This is a genomic window from Kitasatospora sp. NPDC058162, from assembly GCF_042884005.1.
Lineage (GTDB): Bacteria > Actinomycetota > Actinomycetes > Streptomycetales > Streptomycetaceae > Kitasatospora.
On record NZ_JBHVUS010000004.1, the window covers coordinates 279,777 to 297,577 of the forward strand.

The window sequence follows — 17,801 nt, forward strand, 5'->3', positions numbered from 1 at the left end:
CCGCGCCCACAGCCGTTCGGCGGTGTGTGAAGAATTTCTCATGCACAGGCCCCGGAAGAGGTAATCGCAGGTCAACAGGTTGACGGTGGAGCGATCGTCCGGTTATCCACAGGAGCTTCCACAGGGGTGTCCACAGCTTTGCGGCAGTTCTCCACAGCAGAGGGCCGCTCGTCCACACCCCCTGTGGATAACCGCCTTGGCGCCAGGGCGTCCGGCGCCTTAGCGTGGGCCCTCCACCCGACACTCCCACCGCTCCCGGCGTCCGATTTGTCGGAGCCGTGGCGTACAAAGAGGAGCGACTCCGCTCCACCCAGCCACCGGCAAGGCCCGCTCCAACTTCGCACCACTCGCTGATCGGGGAACACGCGTGACCGGCCCCCAGTACGACGACCACGACGCCCCGCCGCCGGAGGAGGACTGGCAGAACGCCGAGGACCCCTTCCCGGCCGGCGCCTTCGACGACGCCCCCTTCCCGGACGGTCCCGGCGACCGGCTGCCGGTCACCCGCAACCGCGGTGGCCAGGGCGGCGGCGGTCAGGGCGGTGGCCAGGGCGGCGGCAAGGGCGAGGGCTTCCGCAAGGGCGGCGGCGACTTCAGGGGCGGCAAGAACGGCAAGGGCGGCGGCCGGGACGACCGCCGGGACGACGAGGGCCAGGGCGGCGTCGACGGCTTCGAGCGCGTCCCCCCGCAGGACCTCGCCGCCGAGCAGTCCGTCCTGGGCGGCATGCTGCTGTCCAAGGACGCCATCGCCGACGTGGTCGAGGTGCTCAAGCCGGCCGACTACTACCGGCCCGCGCACGAGATGGTGCACGGCGCGATCCTCGACCTGTACGCCCGCGGCGAGCCGGCCGACCCGATCACCGTGGCCGGCGAGCTCACCAAGCGCGGCGAGCTGCAGCGCGTCGGCGGCGCCGCCTACCTGCACACCCTGGTCAACTCCGTCCCGACCGCGGCCAACGCCGAGTACTACGCCCAGATCGTCGCCGAGCGCGGGGTGCTGCGCCGGCTGGTCGAGGCCGGCACCCGGATCGCCGGCATGGGCTACGCCGCCGAGGGCGACGTGGACGAGATCGTCAACGCCGCCCAGGCGGAGATCTACGCCGTCACCGAGCAGCGCACCAACGAGGACTACGCACCGCTCGCCGACATCATGGAGGGCGCCCTCGACGAGATCGAGGCGATCGGCTCCCGCAACGGCCAGATGTCCGGCGTGCCGACCGGCTTCGCCGACTTCGACGCGCTCACCAACGGGCTGCACCCCGGCCAGATGATCGTCATCGCGGCCCGCCCCGCGATGGGAAAGTCCACCCTGGCGCTGGACTTCGCCCGGGCCTGCTCGATCCACCACAAGCTGCCGAGCGTGATCTTCTCGCTCGAAATGGGCCGCAACGAGATCGCCATGCGCCTGCTCTCCGCCGAGGCCCGGGTCGCGCTGCACCACATGCGCTCCGGGAACATGACGGACGACGACTGGACGCGGGTCGCCCGCCGGATGCCGGACGTCAGCGAGGCGCCGCTGTTCATCGACGACTCGCCGAACCTGTCGATGATGGAGATCCGGGCCAAGTGCCGCCGGCTCAAGCAGCGCAACGACATCAAGCTGATCGTCATCGACTACCTCCAGCTGATGCAGTCCGGCGGCTCCCGCCGGGCCGAGAACCGCCAGCAGGAGGTCTCGGACATGTCCCGAAACCTCAAGCTGCTGGCCAAGGAGCTGGAAGTCCCGGTCATCGCGCTGTCCCAGCTGAACCGTGGTCCCGAGCAGCGCACCGACAAGCGGCCGATGGTCTCCGACCTGCGTGAATCCGGCTCGATCGAGCAGGACGCCGACATGGTCATCCTGCTGCACCGCGAGGACGCCTACGAGAAGGAGTCCCCGCGCGCGGGCGAGGCCGACCTGATCGTCGCCAAGCACCGTAACGGTCCGACCGCGACCATCACGGTGGCCTTCCAGGGCCACTACTCGCGCTTCGTCGACATGACCCGGGACTGACCTCCGGGCCCCCGCCCAGCCCCGGCACTGACCGGGACCGGGCGGGGGAGGAGGCTCAGAACCAGTTCAGGCAGTGCGGGGTGCGCTCGGCGCGGAACAGGGCGTCGGCCAGGGCGGCCGCCTCCGGGCGGTGGGCCCGGACGTGCCCGGCCCGCACCAGCGTGCTCACCGGGGTGCCGCCGAGGTAGACGGCGCCGAGGTCCCGGACGTCCAGCGAGAGGTCGGGCTCCCGGTCGGTCGGGACGCACTCGGCCCTGCCGTCCCGGACGGTCAGCAGGTGGCGGGCGCGCTCGCCGAGGAACGGGTCCTCGACGTCGAGGACCAGCTCGCCGTCGGTGAGCCAGCCGCGCGCGGTCAGCGCCCGGGGGACGTCCAGCAGCCGGACCCAGAGCCACTCGGTGCTCCTGCCCACCTCGGCGGCGCTGAAGTCCTCGAGCTGCCAGCGCAGCGGGTGCTCGGCGGTGAAGTGCTTGAACACGACCTCGTTGATCAGGTCGTGTCCGAGCAGGAAGCGCGCCAGGGCCGAGGTGACGGCGTCGTCCACGGCGATGGTCTCGTCGACCATCAGGGTGTTCCCGTCCAGCGAGTAGCTGGCGTAGCCGTCCGGGGCGCCGTCGGCGTCCCGGTGGAGGGCGATGTAGCGCGGTGCGGGGGTGAGCGGGGGCTGGCCCGCGGCCCGGGCCCACCAGCGGTGCGGCCGGGACAGCGCGCCGGGCAGGGCGCGGCGGTACCGGTCGTAGAGCTCCTCCAGGAGGTCCCGGCAGTCGGCGCTCCGCAGCACCTCGACCGACCCGGAGTCCGCGCCGCCGGCCCGCGGGGCGGCGAGGGCGGCCCGGCGGCGCGGCACCGTCAGCCGCCCGGTGTACGTCGCCGGGCCGTAGCCGAACCGGCCGTAGATCACGGGCTCGGAGGCCAGCAGTACGGAGAGGAACTCGCCGCGGGCCCGCAGGTCGGCGAGCTGGCGCCGCATCATCGCGGTCAGCACGCCCTGGCGGCGGTGGGTGGGCAGGACGCCGACGCAGCTCACCCCGGAGACCGGGGTGACGGCCCCGCCGGGCAGGGTGAGCTCGAAGGAGTACGCGGCGGCGGTGCCGACCGGACGCCCGTCGGGCGCCACCGCGAGCAGGCCGCGCTCCGGCTCGACCGCCGACCACCAGACCCCGCTGCCGTCCTCGGCCGGGGTCTCCGGGAAGCGGCCGAACGCGGTGTGGACGGTGTCGACGAAGACGTCGAGGTCCTTCTCGGTGGTGGAACGGATTTCCATCGCTGTTGTGCCCTCCCCTGGGTGCGGCCCCACGGTTCGTGGCGCCCGCGACAGTCCAGCGGTGACCGGCGGTCGGGGCAAGCGAGTTTCCGACCGGCCCGCCGCACCGCACCGGGCCGGTGCGGGGGCGGAACAGGCGCGACTCAGGCGCGGATCAGACCGTGACGGTGGCGCGGAAGAGCGTGCCGGCCGTGCCGGAGAGCCGGGTCGGGGCGCCGGTGGCCGGGAGGAAGGCGGACTGGCCGCGGGCCAGGTCCAGCACCTCGCCGTCGGCGGCGGTGAGCCGCACGGCACCCTCGGTGCAGAGCAGGATCTGCGGGGTGCGGCCGTCGATCTCCCGCTCCGTGCCGTCCAGTGCGAAGCGGGACAGCCGGAACTCGTCGATCGGGACGGGGTAGAGCTGCTCGCCGGGGGTGGAGTCGACCCGGACGGGGTGCACCAGCTCGGGGGCGCCGGGCTCGAAGAGCACGACCTTCAGCAGCTCCGGGACGTCGATGTGCTTGGGGGTGAGGCCGGCCCGCAGCACGTTGTCCGAGTTGGCCTGCAGCTCCACGCAGACGCCGGACAGGTAGGCGTGCGGCACCCCGGCGCCCAGGTAGAGCGCCTCGCCGGCCCGCAGCCGGAAGTGGTTGAGCAGCATGCCCGCGATCACGCCGCGGTCGTCCGGGAAGTCCTCGGCGATCCGGGCGTACGGGGCGTGCTCGCCGTCCCGGTCCGTCCCGGCCAGCGCGGCGACGGTCTCCCGGACGGTCCGCTCGGCGGTCGCGTCGTCCATGGTGAGCAGGGCGGCCAGCGCGGCGCGCAGCGCCCCGGCCTCCGCCTCGGCGCCGGCGGTCTCCTCGACCGTCAGCAGCGCGATCAGCGGGTCCAGCCCGGGCACCTTGAGGGCGGTCATCAGCGCGGCCGCCTCGGCGGGCCGGCGGAAGCCGCACAGGCCCTCGAACTCGCCCAGCGCGCACACCATTTCGGGCTTGTGATTGTCGTCGCGATAGCTCCGCCCGGGGGCGTCCAGCGGGATGCCGAGGGCGTTCTCGGCGGCGAAGCCGGCCCGGGCCTGGTCCAGCGTGGGGTGGGCCTGGATGGACAGCGGGAGGCCCGCGGTGAGCACCTTGAACAGGAACGGCAGGCCGGGGCCGAACCGGGCCACGCTCGCCGCGCCGAGCTCGCCCTCGGGGTCGGCCGCGATCAGCTCGTCGAGTCGCCGCGGACCGTCGCCGCGGTCGGCGCGGGACGGGTCGCCGGGGTGGGCGCCCATCCACAGCTCGGCCTGCGGTTCGCCGGTCGGTTCCTGGCCCAGCAGCTCGGGCAGGGCCGTGAGCGACCCCCAGGCGTACGGGCGGACGGTGTTGACGAGCCTGTCCATGCGCGCGGTCCTACTCCTTCGCTGACGGGGCGGCCCCCGGACGTCCCGAGTCCGGATCGCCGGTGCGGGCCCGCCGGTGCGGGCGGTCCGGGCACGGGCAAGGGCATCGACCCTAGCCGACGGTGGTCGCCCGCGGGGAAACGGTGGGCATCCGGTGGGAGTGCAGTGGTCCGACCGGCGGTTCCCGGGCGCGGTAGTAGGATGCCAGGACGCAGTAGTCTCCGCCCCCCGCAGCATTCCCCACCGTGGTCATCCCGTCGGCGGGCTGTCGGCGGGGCCGCGTTCCAGAGTGCGGGCGACGGTGTTCTGACACTCCCCGCCATCGGCCGAGAGGTTTGTACGTGACCGTGAACCAGCAGAGTTTTGCTGATCTCGGCAGGGTCCTGGTGATCATCCCGACCTACAACGAGGCGGAGAACGTCGAGCGGATCGTCGGCCGGGTCCGTGCTGCGGTGCCCGAGGCCCACGTGCTGGTCGCCGACGACAACAGCCCCGACGGCACCGGCGAGCTGGCCGACAAGCTGGCCGCCGAGGACGGGAACGTCCACGTCATGCACCGCAAGGGCAAGGAGGGCCTGGGGGCCGCCTACCTCGCGGGCTTCCGCTGGGGCATCGACAACGGCTACGACGTCCTGGTCGAGATGGACGCGGACGGCTCGCACCAGCCCGAGGAACTGGACCGGCTGCTGAGCGCGCTGCGCGGCGCCGACCTGGTGCTCGGCTCGCGCTGGGTGCCGGGCGGCCGGGTGGTGAACTGGCCGAAGTCGCGCCTGCTGCTCTCGCGCGGCGGCTCGACCTACTCGCGGCTGATGCTGGGCGTGCCGATCCGGGACGTCACCGGCGGCTACCGGGCCTTCCGCAAGGAGACCCTGCTGGGCCTGGGCATGGACGAGGTGGCCTCGGCCGGGTACTGCTTCCAGGTCGACCTGGCCTGGCGCACGGTGAAGGCCGGCTTCAAGGTCGCCGAGGTGCCGATCACCTTCGTCGAGCGCGAGCTCGGCGCCTCCAAGATGAGCCGCAGCATCGTGGTCGAGGCGCTCTGGCGGGTGACCTCCTGGGGCCTCGCCGACCGGGTGGCCCGGGCGCGCGGCGGCGCCGCCAAGCGCTGATCCGCAGCTGATCCGCCGCTGATCGTGAGGAGGGCCCGTCCGCCGGGGAACGGCGGACGGGCCCTTCGTCGTACCCGGGGGCGGGTCCGTACCCGGGGGCGGGCCGGGGTGCGGCCGGTCAGCAGCCGCCCTTGAGGGCGCTCTCCGGCAGGTAGCGGTCGGCCCAGACGGCCAGTTCGGTGAGGGCCGGCTTCAGGGCGACGCCGCCCTCGGTGAGCCGGTAGCTGACCCGCAGCGGGGGGCCCGGGTCGACCTCGCGGACGACCAGCCCGGCCTCGGTCAGTTCGGTCAGCCGGTCGGAGAGCATCCGCTCGCTGATGCCCGGGACGGCACGGCGCAGCTCGGAGAAGTAGGCCGGGCCGCCGTTGTTGAGCACGCCCAGCAGCATGCCGGTCCAGCGCTTGCCGAGCAGGGTGAACACCCGGTTGAGGGCCAGGTCGACGCTGCGGCAGCCGCCGCGGACCGCAGGGGCGGTGCACGCGTCGACCTCGGTCGGGACTGCGTCGGTCACTACCTCGTGCTCGGCCATGGATCCAGCGTACTCGACTCGGCACTAGTGACTGCAGAAAAGTAAGCTGCTACCGTACTTGCAGCTGCGGAGGAAACGGCAGCTACTAATACTCTGGAGGTCAGCCATGCCCACGCTCCTGCACATCGACTCCTCGGCCTTCACCGAGGGCTCCGTCTCCCGTGAGGTCACGGCCGCCTTCCGGGCCGCCTGGGAGGCCGAGCACCCCGGTGGCACGGTGATCCACCACGACCTCGCCGTCGACCCGATCCCGCACCTGGACGCCACGGGCCACACCGCCGGATTCGTCCCGGCCGAGGCGCGCACCGCCGAGCAGGCCGCCGCCTTCGCGCTGCGCGAGAAGCTGATGGTGGAGCTGGAGACCGCCGACGCGGTGGTGATCGGCGCCCCGATGTACAACTTCACGATCCCGTCCACCCTCAAGGCCTGGCTGGACCACGTGATCCTGATGGGCCGCACGGCCGGCGAGAACCCCTCCGCCAAGGGCACCCCGGTCACCGTGGTCGCCTCCCGCGGCGGCTCCTACGCGCCCGGCGCCCCGCGCGAGCCGTTCGAGTTCGTCACCACCTACCTGGAGAAGGTGCTGGCCGGCGGACTCGGGCTGGAGGTCGACTTCATCGTCCCGGAGTTCACCCTCGCGGCCGCCGTCCCGGCGCTGGCCGAGTTCGTCCCGGTCGCCGCCGAGTCCAAGGCCAAGGCCCTGGAGCTGGCCGCCGCCCGGGGCAAGGAGCTCGCCGCCCGGGCCGCGGTGTGACGTGCGTCTGAAGGCGCGCCCCGCCGGGCGCGCCTTCCGCGCAATCGGCGGCCGGTGCTCCCATGCTGTAGGGCGCAGGAAGTCCGACCGCCGACCAGAGGGAGCAGCCCGTGACGACGTCCCCGCCCGAGGAGAGCGCCGACGCGGAACGGGTGGACGCCGAGCCCGTCGCGGCCGGGGCCCCCGGTGACGCCGAACGGCCCGCCCCGCCGCTGGAGGTCGCCGTCTTCACCGGGCCCGAATCGGCCTTCTTCACCACCTCCACGCTGATCCTCGGCGAGCGGACCGCGATCCTGGTGGACGCCCAGCTCACCCGCAGCGCCGGGCGCGAACTGGCCGAATGGGTCGCCGGCAAGGGCCGCCGGCTGCTCGCCATCCTGGTCACCCACCAGCACCCGGACCACTACTTCGGGGCCGAGGAGGTGCTCCGGCTCTTCCCGGACGCCCAGCTGCTGGCCGCCCCGGCGGTGGTCGAGGGCATCCGGCGCACCGTCGCGGCGAAGGTCGCCCAGTGGAAGCCGGTCTACGGCGACGACATCCCGGACCACCCGCTGGTCCCCGCCCCGCTGCTGCCGCAGCCGCTGATGCTCGACCGCCAGGTCATCCCGGTGCTGCTGCTCGGCCAGGCCGACTGCGGGGAGTCCACGGTCGTCCACGTGCCGAGCATCCGGACCGTGATCGCCGGGGACTTCGCCTGCAACGGCACCCACGTGTGGACCGCCGACACCACCCCGGCCCAGCGCACCACCTGGGGCCACAACCTCGGCCGGATCGCCGACCTCGGCGTGGACCGGGTGATCGCCGGGCACCGCGCCCCCGAGCAGGGCGACGACGCGGCCCGGGTGCTCGCCTTCACCGGGGAGTACCTGCGGGACTTCGACCGGCTGCTGGCCGAGCACCCGGACGACCCGGAGGCGCTGGTCACGGCGATGAACGAGCGGTACGGGGAGCTGACCCTGCCGTCCTTCCTGGACCTGGGCGCGGCCGCCAACACCGCCCGGGCCGCCGAGCCCGCCGCCGCCGAGGCCGGTACGGACGCCGAGGCCGGGGACGAGGCGGACGAGCCCGACCGGGCGGACGGATAGGGCGGGATACTGGCCGCATGACGACGCCGTACGACGTGATCGTTCCGGCGGGCGGTGCGGCCCGGAGGCTGGGCGGCGTCGACAAGCCCGGCCTGACCGTCGGCGAGACCACCCTGCTGGACCGGGTGCTCGCCGCCTGCGCCGGCGCCCGGACCACCGTGGTGGTCGGCCCCGCCCGCCCCACCGCGCGCGAGGGCGTCCGCTGGACCAGGGAACAGCCGCCCGGCGGCGGGCCGGTCGCCGCCGTCGCGGCCGGGCTCGAGCTGGTCACCGCGGACACCGTGCTGCTGCTCGCCGCCGACCTGCCCTTCCTGGACCGCCGCACGGTGGACCGGCTGGTCACCGCCCTCGACCGGGCCGACCGGGACACCGGAGCCGCCGTGCTGGTCGACGCGGGCGGCCGCGACCAGCCGCTCGCCGCCGCCTACCGCACCGCCCCGCTGCGCGCCGCGCTCGCCGGGCTCGGCGACCCGGCCGGGCAGCCGCTGCGCCGCCTGGTCGGCGGGCTGGCCGGGCTGCGCGTCGCCGACACGGACAACGTCGCGTACGACTGCGACACCTGGGAGGACCTGGAGCAGGCCCGGGAACGGGAGAGGTCCTGAGCCGGCCCCGTCCGGACTCCTGAGCGCGGCTCACCCGGACTCCTGAGCGGGGCTCACCGGCCCCGGCCCCGGGGCGTGCGGGAAACGACGCGCGCCGCACACGGGGCGAACACCCCGGGGAAACCGCTGATCGGGCAGCATGGGCGCATGGAGCGCACGCTGGAAGACTGGATCGCCGAGGTCAAGGCCGACCTGGGCATCGACCTGGACGTGGACGTCCGGGGACTGCTCGACATGGCCCGGGTGGTCGCGCACGGAGTGGCCCGGCCCGCCGCGCCGCTGACCGCCTTCCTGATCGGCTACGCGGCCGCGCAGCAGGGCGGCGGGTCGGCGGCCGTCGCCGAGGCGGCCCGGCGGACCACGGCGCTCGCCGAGCGGTGGAAGCCGGCCGACGGCCCGGGGGAGCCGTGAGCGAGGCCGGACGGACCGCAGTGGCCGCCGCCGTTCCCGCCCCCGCCCCCGCTCCCGGACCAGGCGTGCTGAGCTGGTCGCGCGCCCGGGAGGCCGCGCGCCGGGCCGGGCTGCGGCCGCTGCCGGTGGTCGGGCTGCCGCTGGCCGAGACGCTCGGCCACGTCCTCGCCGAACCGCTCGGCGCGCTCACCGACCTGCCCGCCTTCGACACCTCCGCGATGGACGGCTGGGCGGTCGCCGGACCGGGGCCCTGGCGGGTCACCGGCCGGGTGCTGGCCGGTCGCACCGAGGTGGCGCCGCTGGCCGACGGCAACGCCGTGGAGATCGCCACCGGTGCCCAACTGCCGCCCGGCGCCACCGCCGTACTGCGCCGCGAGCACGGTCGGGCGGAGGGCACGCTGCTGCGCGACCGCGGTCCGCAGCAGCTGACCACCGGCCAGGACGTCCGCCCACGCGGCCAGGAGTGCCGCCGGGGCGAGGAGTTGCTGCCCGCCGGGACGGTGGTCGGCCCCGCGGTGCTCGGCCTGGCCGCCGCCTGCGGCCACGACCGGCTCGCCGTGCGCCGCCGACCGGTGGTCCAACTGCTGGTGCTCGGCGACGAGTTGCTCGACACCGGGATCCCCGGCCCGGGACTGGTCCGGGACGCGCTCGGCCCGCTGCTGCCGCCCTGGCTGCGGGCGGCCGGCGCCGAGGTGACCGAAGTCCGGTGCGTCCGCGACGACTTCGGGCTGCTGCGGGACGCCCTGCGGCACTCCACCGCCGACATCGTGGTCACCACCGGCGGGACGGCCGCCGGCCCGGTGGACTTCCTGCACCGGGCGCTCGCCGAGGCCGGCGCCCGACTGCTGGTGGACGGCGTGGCCGTCCGGCCCGGACACCCCATGCTGCTGGCCGAACTCCCCGGCGGGCGCCACCTGGTGGGCCTGCCGGGCAACCCGCTGGCCGCCGTCGCCGGCATGGTCACCCTCGCCCTGCCGCTGCTGCACGCCCGCGGCGGCCGGGCCGCCACCGCCCCCGCGCTCGCCGTGGCGGCCGTCCCGCTGCCCGGGCACCCGCTGGACACCCGGCTGCAGCCGGTGCGGCGCACCGCCGCGGGCGTGGCGCCGCTCGCCTTCGACGGGCCCGCGATGCTGCGCGGCCTCGCCCGGGCCGAGGCGCTGGCCGTCGTGCCGCCCGGCGGGGCGGGTGCGGGGGAGGCCGTCGAGCTGGTGGGGGCACCGTGAGCGGGCAGCGGGAGTACGTCCGAGGGGTGGGCGGATGAGTCGGCTCAGGCGCATCTCGGCGCCGGGGACGGAGCCGTGGGCGGACGCCGGGATCGTGCTGCCCGCCCGGCGGAGCGCGCCCGCCGTCCGGCAGGTCGGCTCGCGGCTGCTGCTCGCGCTGGCCGTGCTGGTCGCCACCTCGGTGATCGTCTACCTCGACCGGGCCGGCTACCACGACAACGCGGGCGGCGAACTCAGCTTCCTGGACGCGGCGTACTACGCCACCGTGACGCTCTCCACCACCGGCTACGGCGACATCACCCCGTACAGCGACGGCGCCCGGCTCGCCAACATCCTCGTGATCACCCCGCTGCGCGTGGTGTTCCTGATCATCCTGGTCGGCACCACGCTGGAGGTGCTCACCGAACGGACCCGCCTGCAATGGCGGTTGAACCGCTGGAGGTCCACCGTGCGCGAGCACACCGTCGTCATCGGGTTCGGGACGAAGGGGCGCAGCGCCGTCGACACCCTGCTCGGGCAGGGGGTGAAGGCGGAGGAGATCGTCGTCGTCGACCCGCAGCGCAAGGTGATCGAGCACGCCTCGCAGCACGGCCTGGTCGGGGTGGTCGGCGACGCGACCCGGACCGACACCCTGGTGCGGGCCGCCGTCCCCGCCGCGGCCCGGATCGTCGTCGCCCCGGAGCGGGACGACACGGCGGTGCTGATCACCCTGACGGTCCGGCAGCTGAACAAGGGCGCCACCGTGGTCGCGGCCGTGCGGGAGGACGAGAACGCACCGCTGCTGCGGCAGAGCGGCGCCGACGTCGTGGTCACCAGCTCCAGTTCGGCCGGGCGGCTGCTCGGGCTGTCGATGCTCAGCCCGCACGCCGGGGCGGTGATGGAGGACCTGCTGACGTACGGGAACGGGCTGGACGTGGTCGAGCGCCCGGTCACCCGGGCCGAGGCGGGGCACAGCCCGCGCGAGTGCGAGGAACTGGTGGTCGCGGTGGTGCGGGGCCGGCGGGTGCTCAACTACACCGAGCCGGAGGCCGCCGTGCTGCAGCTCACCGACCGGGTGATCGTCATCAAGTCGGCCGCGCGGGGCGGGGCCTGAGCCCCGGACCGGCGTGACGCGCAGTAGGTTCGGGGCATGCATGCGATGACGATTCCCGTACCCGGCGGCCCCGAGGCACTGGTGTGGGCCGAGGTCCCCGACCCGGTGCCCGGCGAGGGCGAGGTCCTGGTCGAGGTGGCGGCCACCGCCGTCAACCGCGCCGACCTGCTCCAGCGGCAGGGCTTCTACAACCCGCCGCCCGGCGCCTCGCCCTACCCCGGGCTGGAGTGCGCCGGGCGGATCGTCGCCCTCGGCCCGGGCGTGGCCGGCTGGGCCGTCGGCGACGAGGTGTGCGCGCTGCTGGCCGGCGGCGGCTACGCCCAGCGGGTCGCGGTGCCGAGCGGGCAGCTGCTGCCGCTGCCGAAGGGGCTGAGCCCCGAGCAGGCCGCGGCGCTGCCGGAGGTGGCCTGCACGGTGTGGTCCAACGTCTTCCTCACCGCGCACCTGCGGCCGGGCGAGACGGTGCTGCTGCACGGCGGCGCCAGCGGGATCGGGACGATGGCGATCCAGCTGGCCAAGGCGGTCGGCGCCCGGGTCGCGGTGACGGCGGGCAGCGCGGCGAAGCTGGCCCGGTGCACCGAGCTGGGTGCGGACATCGCGATCGACTACCGCGAGCAGGACTTCGTCGAGGTGCTCCGGGAGGCCACCGACGGGGCCGGGGCGGACGTGATCCTGGACATCATGGGCGCCAAGTACCTCCAGCGGAACGTGGAGGCGCTGGCCGTCAACGGCCGACTGGTGATCATCGGGCTGCAGGGCGGGGTGAAGGGCGAGCTCGACCTCAACGCGCTGCTGCGCAAGCGGGCGGCGGTGATCGCCACCAACCTGCGCGGGCGGCCGCTGGCCGAGAAGGCGGCGATCGTGGCGGCGGTGCGGGAGCACGTGTGGCCGCTGGTCGAGTCCGGGGTGGTGAAGCCGGTGGTGGACCGGGTGCTGCCGTTGACCTCGGTCGCCGACGCGCACCGGGTGCTGGAGGCGGGGGAGCAGTTCGGGAAGGTCGTGCTGACGGTCTGAGCCGGGCCGCAGCGGTGTCGCAGCGGTGTCGCAGCGGTGTCCGGCGGTGTTCGGCGCGCCCTGGTGTCCGAAATGCCGGGATTGCCGGACTGTGTGAGGCTGGTGCGGAGCTGTCCCGCCGCCGAACCCGCCCCGGGCGCGTTCGGCCGTCGGAAGGACTCCGACCGTGGCCGCACCCCCGTACGCCGTCCTCGGGCCGCTGCCCGCCGCGCTCCACCACCGGCGTGACCGCTGCGTCCGCCGGGTCCGCCGAGCCCGTCCGACCGGTCGGGCCCGGCGGCTGTTCGCGGCGGCCGTGCTCGGGCTGACGCTCCCGCTGGCCGCCGCGACCGTCGCGGTCGCGGCCCCCGCCCCGGGCGCCTCGGCGCCGGCGGACGCCCAGGCGGACGCGCCGGGGCCGGGGGCCGACGAGGAGCAGGCGGACCAGGCCGACCAGTCCGACCAGGCCGGCGGGCCCTGGCCGAACGCGGCGCCGCCGCAGCACGCGGTGCCCGAGCGGTCACACCCGGACCTCGCCGGACTCCGGGCGCACCGCCACCGGCCGGCCGCGGCACTGGAGCGGCCGGACACGGCCGTGGAACAGGCCCCCGACCAGGTGCCGGACCAGGCTTCCGAACAGGCCCCGGACCAGGCCGTCGACCAGGCGCCGGCGCAGGCCCCGGACCAGGACGTCACGGCCGACCAGCCGGACCCGGCCGCGGACACCCCGGCCCCCGCCGGCGACGAGGACACCGTCACGACGGCCGCCCAGCCCGTGGCGGCCGCGGCCGTTCCCGCGCTCCTCCCCGCCCGCTGGCAGGACCCCTCCACGCTCCAGCTGCCGCTGGGCGTGGGCCTGGGGTTGATCGGCTGCGGTGTGGGGCTGGTGGGTCTGCGGCTGCGGAAGGGTTGAGACGGCGGGCCCGGGCTCGGCGGCGTGGAGATTCGGTGCGGGTTCGCGGGGGACGTGCCCGGTGCGACGGGTGGGTTTCGCGGGGTGCCGGGGGAGGTGCTGTGTGCGACCGGGGTGGCGGGGGAGCCGGTGGCCCGGCGGGGGCGGACGGTCGGGTCGGGGCGGGAACTGAGTACCCGTACGGATTCCCGGGCGGGCCGCGGGGGCGTACCGTCGTCACGGTTGGCGCAGGCCGGCGGGACGCACGGGGGCTTCCGCCCGACCAACCCCAGTGAGAGAGAATGTTGTTCATGACGAATCCGATGAACGAGCGCTCGTCGCAGGAGCCCTTCCGGGCCGTCGGCGGGCAGTCGCAGGACGGTCAGAAGGTGCTGATCGTCGGACCGGACGGACTGCCGGTGGGCCAGGGGTTCGCCGGAGCGCCGATCGAGGGGGACGAGGACGCGGACGTGCCGCGTGAGCTGCCGGTGACCGAGATGGTCGAGCAGCCCGCCAAGGTCATGCGCATCGGCAGCATGATCAAGCAGCTGCTGGAGGAAGTCCGGGCCGCGCCCCTCGACGAGGCCAGCCGGGTCCGGTTGAAGAACATCCACGCCAGCTCGATCAAGGAGCTGGAGCTCGGGCTGGCCCCGGAGTTGGTTGCCGAGCTGGAGCGGCTCTCGCTGCCGTTCACCGACGACACCATCCCGACCGAGGCCGAGCTGCGGATCGCCCAGGCCCAGCTGGTGGGGTGGCTGGAGGGCCTCTTCCACGGCATCCAGACCGCCCTGTTCGCCCAGCAGATGGCCGCGCGGGCGCAGCTGGAGCAGATGCGGCGCGCGCTGCCGCCGGGTCTGAACGGCGGCGAGCCGGACGAGGAGGAGCCGGGCCAGGGCCGCGGCATCCGCTCCGGCCCGTACCTGTAGGCCCGGCAGGCCCCGCCGGACCCGGCCCTGGGCCGGACGTACCACGACGATCCGCCCCGGGCCGGGGCGCCGGGAGTCGGCGCCGACGGTCCGGGGGCAGGATCGGCCCTGGGCCGATCACCGTCGGCGGGAGCCGATACCCTGACCCCTGTCGCTGGCCGGTGGAGCCGCCGCGACAGGGTTCGCCGGGCCAGCGGGCCGGGCCCACCACGCACGGACGAGACCGAACGTCACCGGTTGCGGCAGGACCACCGCGCCGAGGGGGAGCAGAGGACCATGAGCGAGCACGGCAACGCGGCGGCCGAGGGCTTCTCCCTGGGCAACGGCCGCTATGTGCTGCAGCGGCTGCTGGGCGAGGGCGGCATGGCTTCCGTGCACCTCGCGTACGACAGCGTGCTGGACCGGCAGGTCGCGCTGAAGAGCATGCACAGCGAGCTGGGCCGGGACGACTCGTTCAAGGAGCGGTTCCGCCGCGAGGCCCAGGCGGTGGCCCGGCTGGAGCACCCGAACATCGTCACGGTGTACGACAGCGGCGAGGACGTCGCCCCCGACGGCTCCAGCACGCCGTACATCGTCATGCAGCTGATCGACGGCAAGGGCCTGCGCGAGGCGATCAACGAGGCGGTCGCCCAGTACGGCGCGATGCCGACCGACGAGGCCCTGCGGGTCATCGTCGGCGTGCTGAACGCGCTGGAGGCCTCGCACGACATGGCCCTGGTGCACCGCGACATCAAGCCCGGCAACGTCATGTTCGACCGCAAGGGCAACGTCAAGGTCATGGACTTCGGCATCGCCCGGGCGCTGGAGTCCGGCGTCACGTCGATGACCCAGACCGGCATGGTGGTCGGCACCCCGCAGTACCTGTCGCCCGAGCAGGCGCTCGGCAAGCCGGTGGACGCCCGCTCCGACCTGTACTCGGTCGGCGTGATGCTCTTCGAGATGCTCACCGGCCAGCTGGTCTTCGACGGCGACTCGGCCTTCTCGATCGCCTACAAGCACGTCCAGGAGGAGCCGCCGGCGGCCTCCAGCCTCAATCGGTCGATCACCCCGGCGGTGGACGCCTTCGTGGCGCAGGCGCTGCGCAAGGACCCGGCGCACCGGTTCCAGAGCGCGGCCGCGATGCGCGACGAGGCGGAGCGGCTGATCGCCGAGCTGAAGGGCGGCGGCGCCGGGCACGCGCTGCAGGCCAGCTCCCCGCTGGTGATCAAGGAGGGTCCGCGCTCGGTGCACGCGACCCCGCAGGCGCCGCAGACCCCGCAGCCGTTCCCGCAGCAGCAGCAGCCGCAGTACCAGACCCCGCCGCCGGCCTACCAGGCGCAGCAGCAGTACCAGACCCCGCCGCCCCAGCAGCAGTACCGGACCCCGCCGCCCGCGTACCAGACCCCGCCGCCGGCCTACCAGACCCCGCGCCCGCAGGCCCCGCACACGCCGCCACCGCAGTTCCTCCAGCAAGGGGGGCAGCGGCCGATGCACACCCCGGGCCCGCAGCCGATGCCGCCGTACCAGCAGCCGAAGCCCAGCGGCGGCGGCTGCTCCACGGCCTTCGTGGTGATCGCGATCATCGTCGGCGTGCTGGTGCTGGCGGGCATCATCATCGCGATCGTGGTCAACAAGGCGAAGGACAACACCAACGGCAAGTTCCACTCCGAGCGCCCGGCCGCGGTCGTGGTGGTGGACCCGCAGGCCGACCGGGGCGGTCTGCTCTGACCGTTTCCCGCCGCTTCGCGCGTGTCACGGGTGCGCGTCGGAAGCGGTAGCGTTCGGGGACACGTAAGCGACAGGGCACCGCGAATCCGAGCGAACGCCCGGGGCGAGGAGCGATGGCACAGACGCAGCAGCCGGACGACGAGTCGGGTGCCCGAGCGGACGGACGGACCGGCGGCACGCCGAGGATCCCCGAGCCGGGCAGCGAAGCCGCGACCTCCGCGCTGCCGCCGTTCGGCGGCCCGCAGACGCCCGGCCGCGGGGTGCCGATGGGCACGGTCGGCGACGGCCGCTACCGGCTGACCCACCGGCTCGGCCGCGGCGGCATGGCCGAGGTGTTCGCCGCCGAGGACGTGCGGCTGGGCCGTACCGTCGCGGTCAAGCTGCTGCGCGGCGAGCTGGCGCAGGACGACATCGCCCGGGTGCGCTTCACCCGCGAGGCACACGCCGTCGCGGCCCTCAACCACCACTCGATCGTCTCGGTCTACGACACCGGCGAGGAGTACGTCGGGGACGAGTCCACGCCGTACATCGTGATGGAGCTGGTCGAGGGCCGGACGGTCCGCGAGCTGCTGGCGGACGAGGCGCCGCCGCCGGTCGACCAGGCGCTGATCATCATCGCCGGGGTGCTGGAGGCGCTGGCCTACAGCCACCGCAACGGCATCGTGCACCGCGACATCAAGCCCGCCAACGTGATCATCACCAACGCCGGCGCGGTCAAGGTGATGGACTTCGGCATCGCCCGGGCGCTGACCGGCGGGGCCACCACGATGACCCAGACCGGCATGGTCATGGGCACCCCGCAGTACCTGTCGCCCGAGCAGGCGCTCGGCAAGGCCGTCGACCACCGGTCCGACCTGTACGCGGCCGGCTGCATGCTCTTCGAACTGCTCACGCTGCGCCCGCCGTTCACCGGCGACACCCCGCTCTCGGTGGTCTACCAGCACGTCCAGGACCCGCCGGTGCCGCCCTCGCAGGCCAACAGCCGGGTGCCGGTCGGCCTGGACCCGCTGGTGCTGCGCTCGCTCGCCAAGAACCCGGACGACCGCTTCCAGGACGCCGACGAGTTCCGCGCCCACCTGCAGCACGCGCTGCGCGAGATGCACGGCGCGGCCGGGGCCGGCTGGGTCGGCGCGGGCACCGGGATGCCCGGCGACACCGGGGCCACCCAGGTGCTCCGGCCGGACCAGGCGGCGGCCACCCAGGCCTTCGGCGCGGTCGGCGCCGGCGACCAGACCTCGATGCTGCCGTACCCCACGGGCGGCCCGCACAGCCCCTCCCCGTACCAGGGCGGCGGCGGGTACGGCGGTGGCGGCGACGACGACCACCACGATGACCACGGCGGCCGCCGGCGCGGCCCCTGGGGCTGGGTGGCCGGCGGGATCGCCGTGCTGGTCGCGGCCGGGGCGGGGATCGCCTTCGCGCTGAGCGGCACTGACGTGAAGACGCCCGTCGTGCCCACCACGCCCGAGCCGGCGGTCAGCACCGTCGAGCCGACCACGCCGAACCAGAACGGTCAGCTGACCCAGCCGCCGTCGACCTCCGGCAGCCGGCGGCCGACGCTGCCGCCGACCGGTACCGGCGGCGGTGGGATCGGCGGGGGCGGTGGGGACAACAACATGTCGCCGTCGCCGAGTACGGGCAGGCACACGGCATCGCCGACCACGACGCCGAGCCACACGTCGTCCGCCACCGCGACCTCGACCGGCGGGGCCAGCTCCTCGGCGTCGGCGCCGCCCGGTGACGGTGGCAGCTCGACCACCCCGAAGCCGCCGGGCCCGACGACGAAGCCGACCGGCGGCAGCGGCGGCGGGGGCATCGGCGGGGCCACGCTGCCCGCCGGCGGCGGCAACTGACGGA

The 17,801-nt window shown here is 74.7% G+C and carries 14 protein-coding genes and 2 pseudogenes; 13 read left to right on the top strand and 3 right to left on the bottom strand.

Going from position 1 to position 17,801, the window contains the following annotated elements:
* The first annotated feature begins 493 nt into the window (after positions 1-493).
* Positions 494-1,993, top strand: a complete 1,500-nt coding sequence (gene dnaB / locus ACFVXG_RS10390) for a replicative DNA helicase (protein WP_387926501.1) — start codon at positions 494-496, stop codon at positions 1,991-1,993.
* A 55-nt stretch (positions 1,994-2,048) separates the two neighbouring features.
* Here dnaB and ACFVXG_RS10395 read toward each other — a convergent pair whose 3' ends face one another.
* Together ACFVXG_RS10395 and manA are read right to left on the bottom strand one after the other, a co-directional pair.
* The gene (locus ACFVXG_RS10395; protein ID WP_387926163.1) at positions 2,049-3,257 is read right to left on the bottom strand and encodes a GNAT family N-acetyltransferase; all 1,209 of its coding nucleotides are present in this window, start codon (positions 3,255-3,257) and stop codon (positions 2,049-2,051) included.
* Positions 3,258-3,411: 154 nt separating this feature from the next.
* A complete protein-coding gene (gene manA / locus ACFVXG_RS10400) occupies positions 3,412-4,620 on the bottom strand; it encodes a mannose-6-phosphate isomerase, class I (RefSeq protein ID WP_387926165.1) in 1,209 nt (402 codons plus the stop codon).
* Positions 4,621-4,961: 341 nt separating this feature from the next.
* Between manA and ACFVXG_RS10405 the strand changes: the two genes are divergently transcribed.
* The gene (locus ACFVXG_RS10405) at positions 4,962-5,729 is read left to right on the top strand and encodes a polyprenol monophosphomannose synthase (RefSeq protein ID WP_387926167.1); all 768 of its coding nucleotides are present in this window, start codon (positions 4,962-4,964) and stop codon (positions 5,727-5,729) included.
* 118 nt (positions 5,730-5,847) lie between these two features.
* Here ACFVXG_RS10405 and ACFVXG_RS10410 read toward each other — a convergent pair whose 3' ends face one another.
* Positions 5,848-6,258, bottom strand: coding sequence for a winged helix-turn-helix transcriptional regulator (locus tag ACFVXG_RS10410; RefSeq protein ID WP_387926169.1), 411 nt, complete (start codon positions 6,256-6,258; stop codon positions 5,848-5,850).
* Between the two features lie 106 nt (positions 6,259-6,364).
* On the opposite strand from ACFVXG_RS10410, the gene ACFVXG_RS10415 reads away from it, so the two are divergent.
* From ACFVXG_RS10415 to ACFVXG_RS10465, 11 genes and pseudogenes are all read left to right on the top strand, one after another.
* Entirely contained in the window at positions 6,365-7,012 is a 648-nt protein-coding gene (locus ACFVXG_RS10415; protein ID WP_387926171.1) for an FMN-dependent NADH-azoreductase, read from the top strand.
* Between the two features lie 110 nt (positions 7,013-7,122).
* A complete protein-coding gene (locus tag ACFVXG_RS10420) occupies positions 7,123-8,097 on the top strand; it encodes an MBL fold metallo-hydrolase (RefSeq protein WP_387926173.1) in 975 nt (324 codons plus the stop codon).
* Positions 8,098-8,114: 17 nt separating this feature from the next.
* Positions 8,115-8,687, top strand: a pseudogene (locus ACFVXG_RS10425) (molybdenum cofactor guanylyltransferase); the annotation flags it as partial.
* A 141-nt stretch (positions 8,688-8,828) separates the two neighbouring features.
* Positions 8,829-9,110: pseudogene (locus ACFVXG_RS10430) on the top strand (DUF6457 domain-containing protein); the annotation flags it as partial.
* Positions 9,107-10,333, top strand: a complete 1,227-nt coding sequence (locus tag ACFVXG_RS10435) for a molybdopterin molybdotransferase MoeA (protein ID WP_387926175.1) — start codon at positions 9,107-9,109, stop codon at positions 10,331-10,333. The pseudogene ACFVXG_RS10430 and the gene ACFVXG_RS10435, both read left to right, overlap by 4 nt.
* 34 nt (positions 10,334-10,367) lie before the next feature.
* Positions 10,368-11,426 carry a potassium channel family protein gene (locus tag ACFVXG_RS10440; RefSeq protein WP_387926177.1) on the top strand — a complete coding sequence of 353 codons (1,059 nt, stop codon included), beginning with the start codon at positions 10,368-10,370 and terminating at the stop codon, positions 11,424-11,426.
* 36 nt (positions 11,427-11,462) lie between these two features.
* The gene (locus ACFVXG_RS10445; RefSeq protein ID WP_387926179.1) at positions 11,463-12,440 is read left to right on the top strand and encodes an NAD(P)H-quinone oxidoreductase; all 978 of its coding nucleotides are present in this window, start codon (positions 11,463-11,465) and stop codon (positions 12,438-12,440) included.
* A 166-nt stretch (positions 12,441-12,606) separates the two neighbouring features.
* Positions 12,607-13,332 carry a hypothetical protein gene (locus ACFVXG_RS10450; RefSeq protein WP_387926181.1) on the top strand — a complete coding sequence of 242 codons (726 nt, stop codon included), beginning with the start codon at positions 12,607-12,609 and terminating at the stop codon, positions 13,330-13,332.
* Between the two features lie 290 nt (positions 13,333-13,622).
* The gene (locus ACFVXG_RS10455) at positions 13,623-14,237 is read left to right on the top strand and encodes a bacterial proteasome activator family protein (protein ID WP_387926183.1); all 615 of its coding nucleotides are present in this window, start codon (positions 13,623-13,625) and stop codon (positions 14,235-14,237) included.
* Positions 14,238-14,513: 276 nt separating this feature from the next.
* The gene (locus ACFVXG_RS10460) at positions 14,514-15,944 is read left to right on the top strand and encodes a protein kinase (RefSeq protein WP_387926185.1); all 1,431 of its coding nucleotides are present in this window, start codon (positions 14,514-14,516) and stop codon (positions 15,942-15,944) included.
* Between the two features lie 113 nt (positions 15,945-16,057).
* The gene (locus ACFVXG_RS10465) at positions 16,058-17,797 is read left to right on the top strand and encodes a protein kinase (protein ID WP_387926187.1); all 1,740 of its coding nucleotides are present in this window, start codon (positions 16,058-16,060) and stop codon (positions 17,795-17,797) included.
* Positions 17,798-17,801: the final 4 nt, after the last annotated feature.

Bases quoted from the DNA above. Each gene is read 5' to 3' on its own strand.
- ACFVXG_RS10395 (WP_387926163.1), bottom strand. From the start codon at position 3,257: ATGGAAATCCGTTCCACCACCGAGAAGGACCTCGACGTCTTCGTCGAC.
- manA (WP_387926165.1), bottom strand. From the start codon at position 4,620: ATGGACAGGCTCGTCAACACCGTCCGCCCGTACGCCTGGGGGTCGCTC.
- ACFVXG_RS10410 (WP_387926169.1), bottom strand. From the start codon at position 6,258: ATGGCCGAGCACGAGGTAGTGACCGACGCAGTCCCGACCGAGGTCGAC.
- ACFVXG_RS10415 (WP_387926171.1), top strand. From the start codon at position 6,365: ATGCCCACGCTCCTGCACATCGACTCCTCGGCCTTCACCGAGGGCTCC.
- ACFVXG_RS10440 (WP_387926177.1), top strand. From the start codon at position 10,368: ATGAGTCGGCTCAGGCGCATCTCGGCGCCGGGGACGGAGCCGTGGGCG.
- ACFVXG_RS10445 (WP_387926179.1), top strand. From the start codon at position 11,463: ATGCATGCGATGACGATTCCCGTACCCGGCGGCCCCGAGGCACTGGTG.
- ACFVXG_RS10455 (WP_387926183.1), top strand. From the start codon at position 13,623: ATGACGAATCCGATGAACGAGCGCTCGTCGCAGGAGCCCTTCCGGGCC.
- ACFVXG_RS10460 (WP_387926185.1), top strand. From the start codon at position 14,514: ATGAGCGAGCACGGCAACGCGGCGGCCGAGGGCTTCTCCCTGGGCAAC.
- ACFVXG_RS10465 (WP_387926187.1), top strand. From the start codon at position 16,058: ATGGCACAGACGCAGCAGCCGGACGACGAGTCGGGTGCCCGAGCGGAC.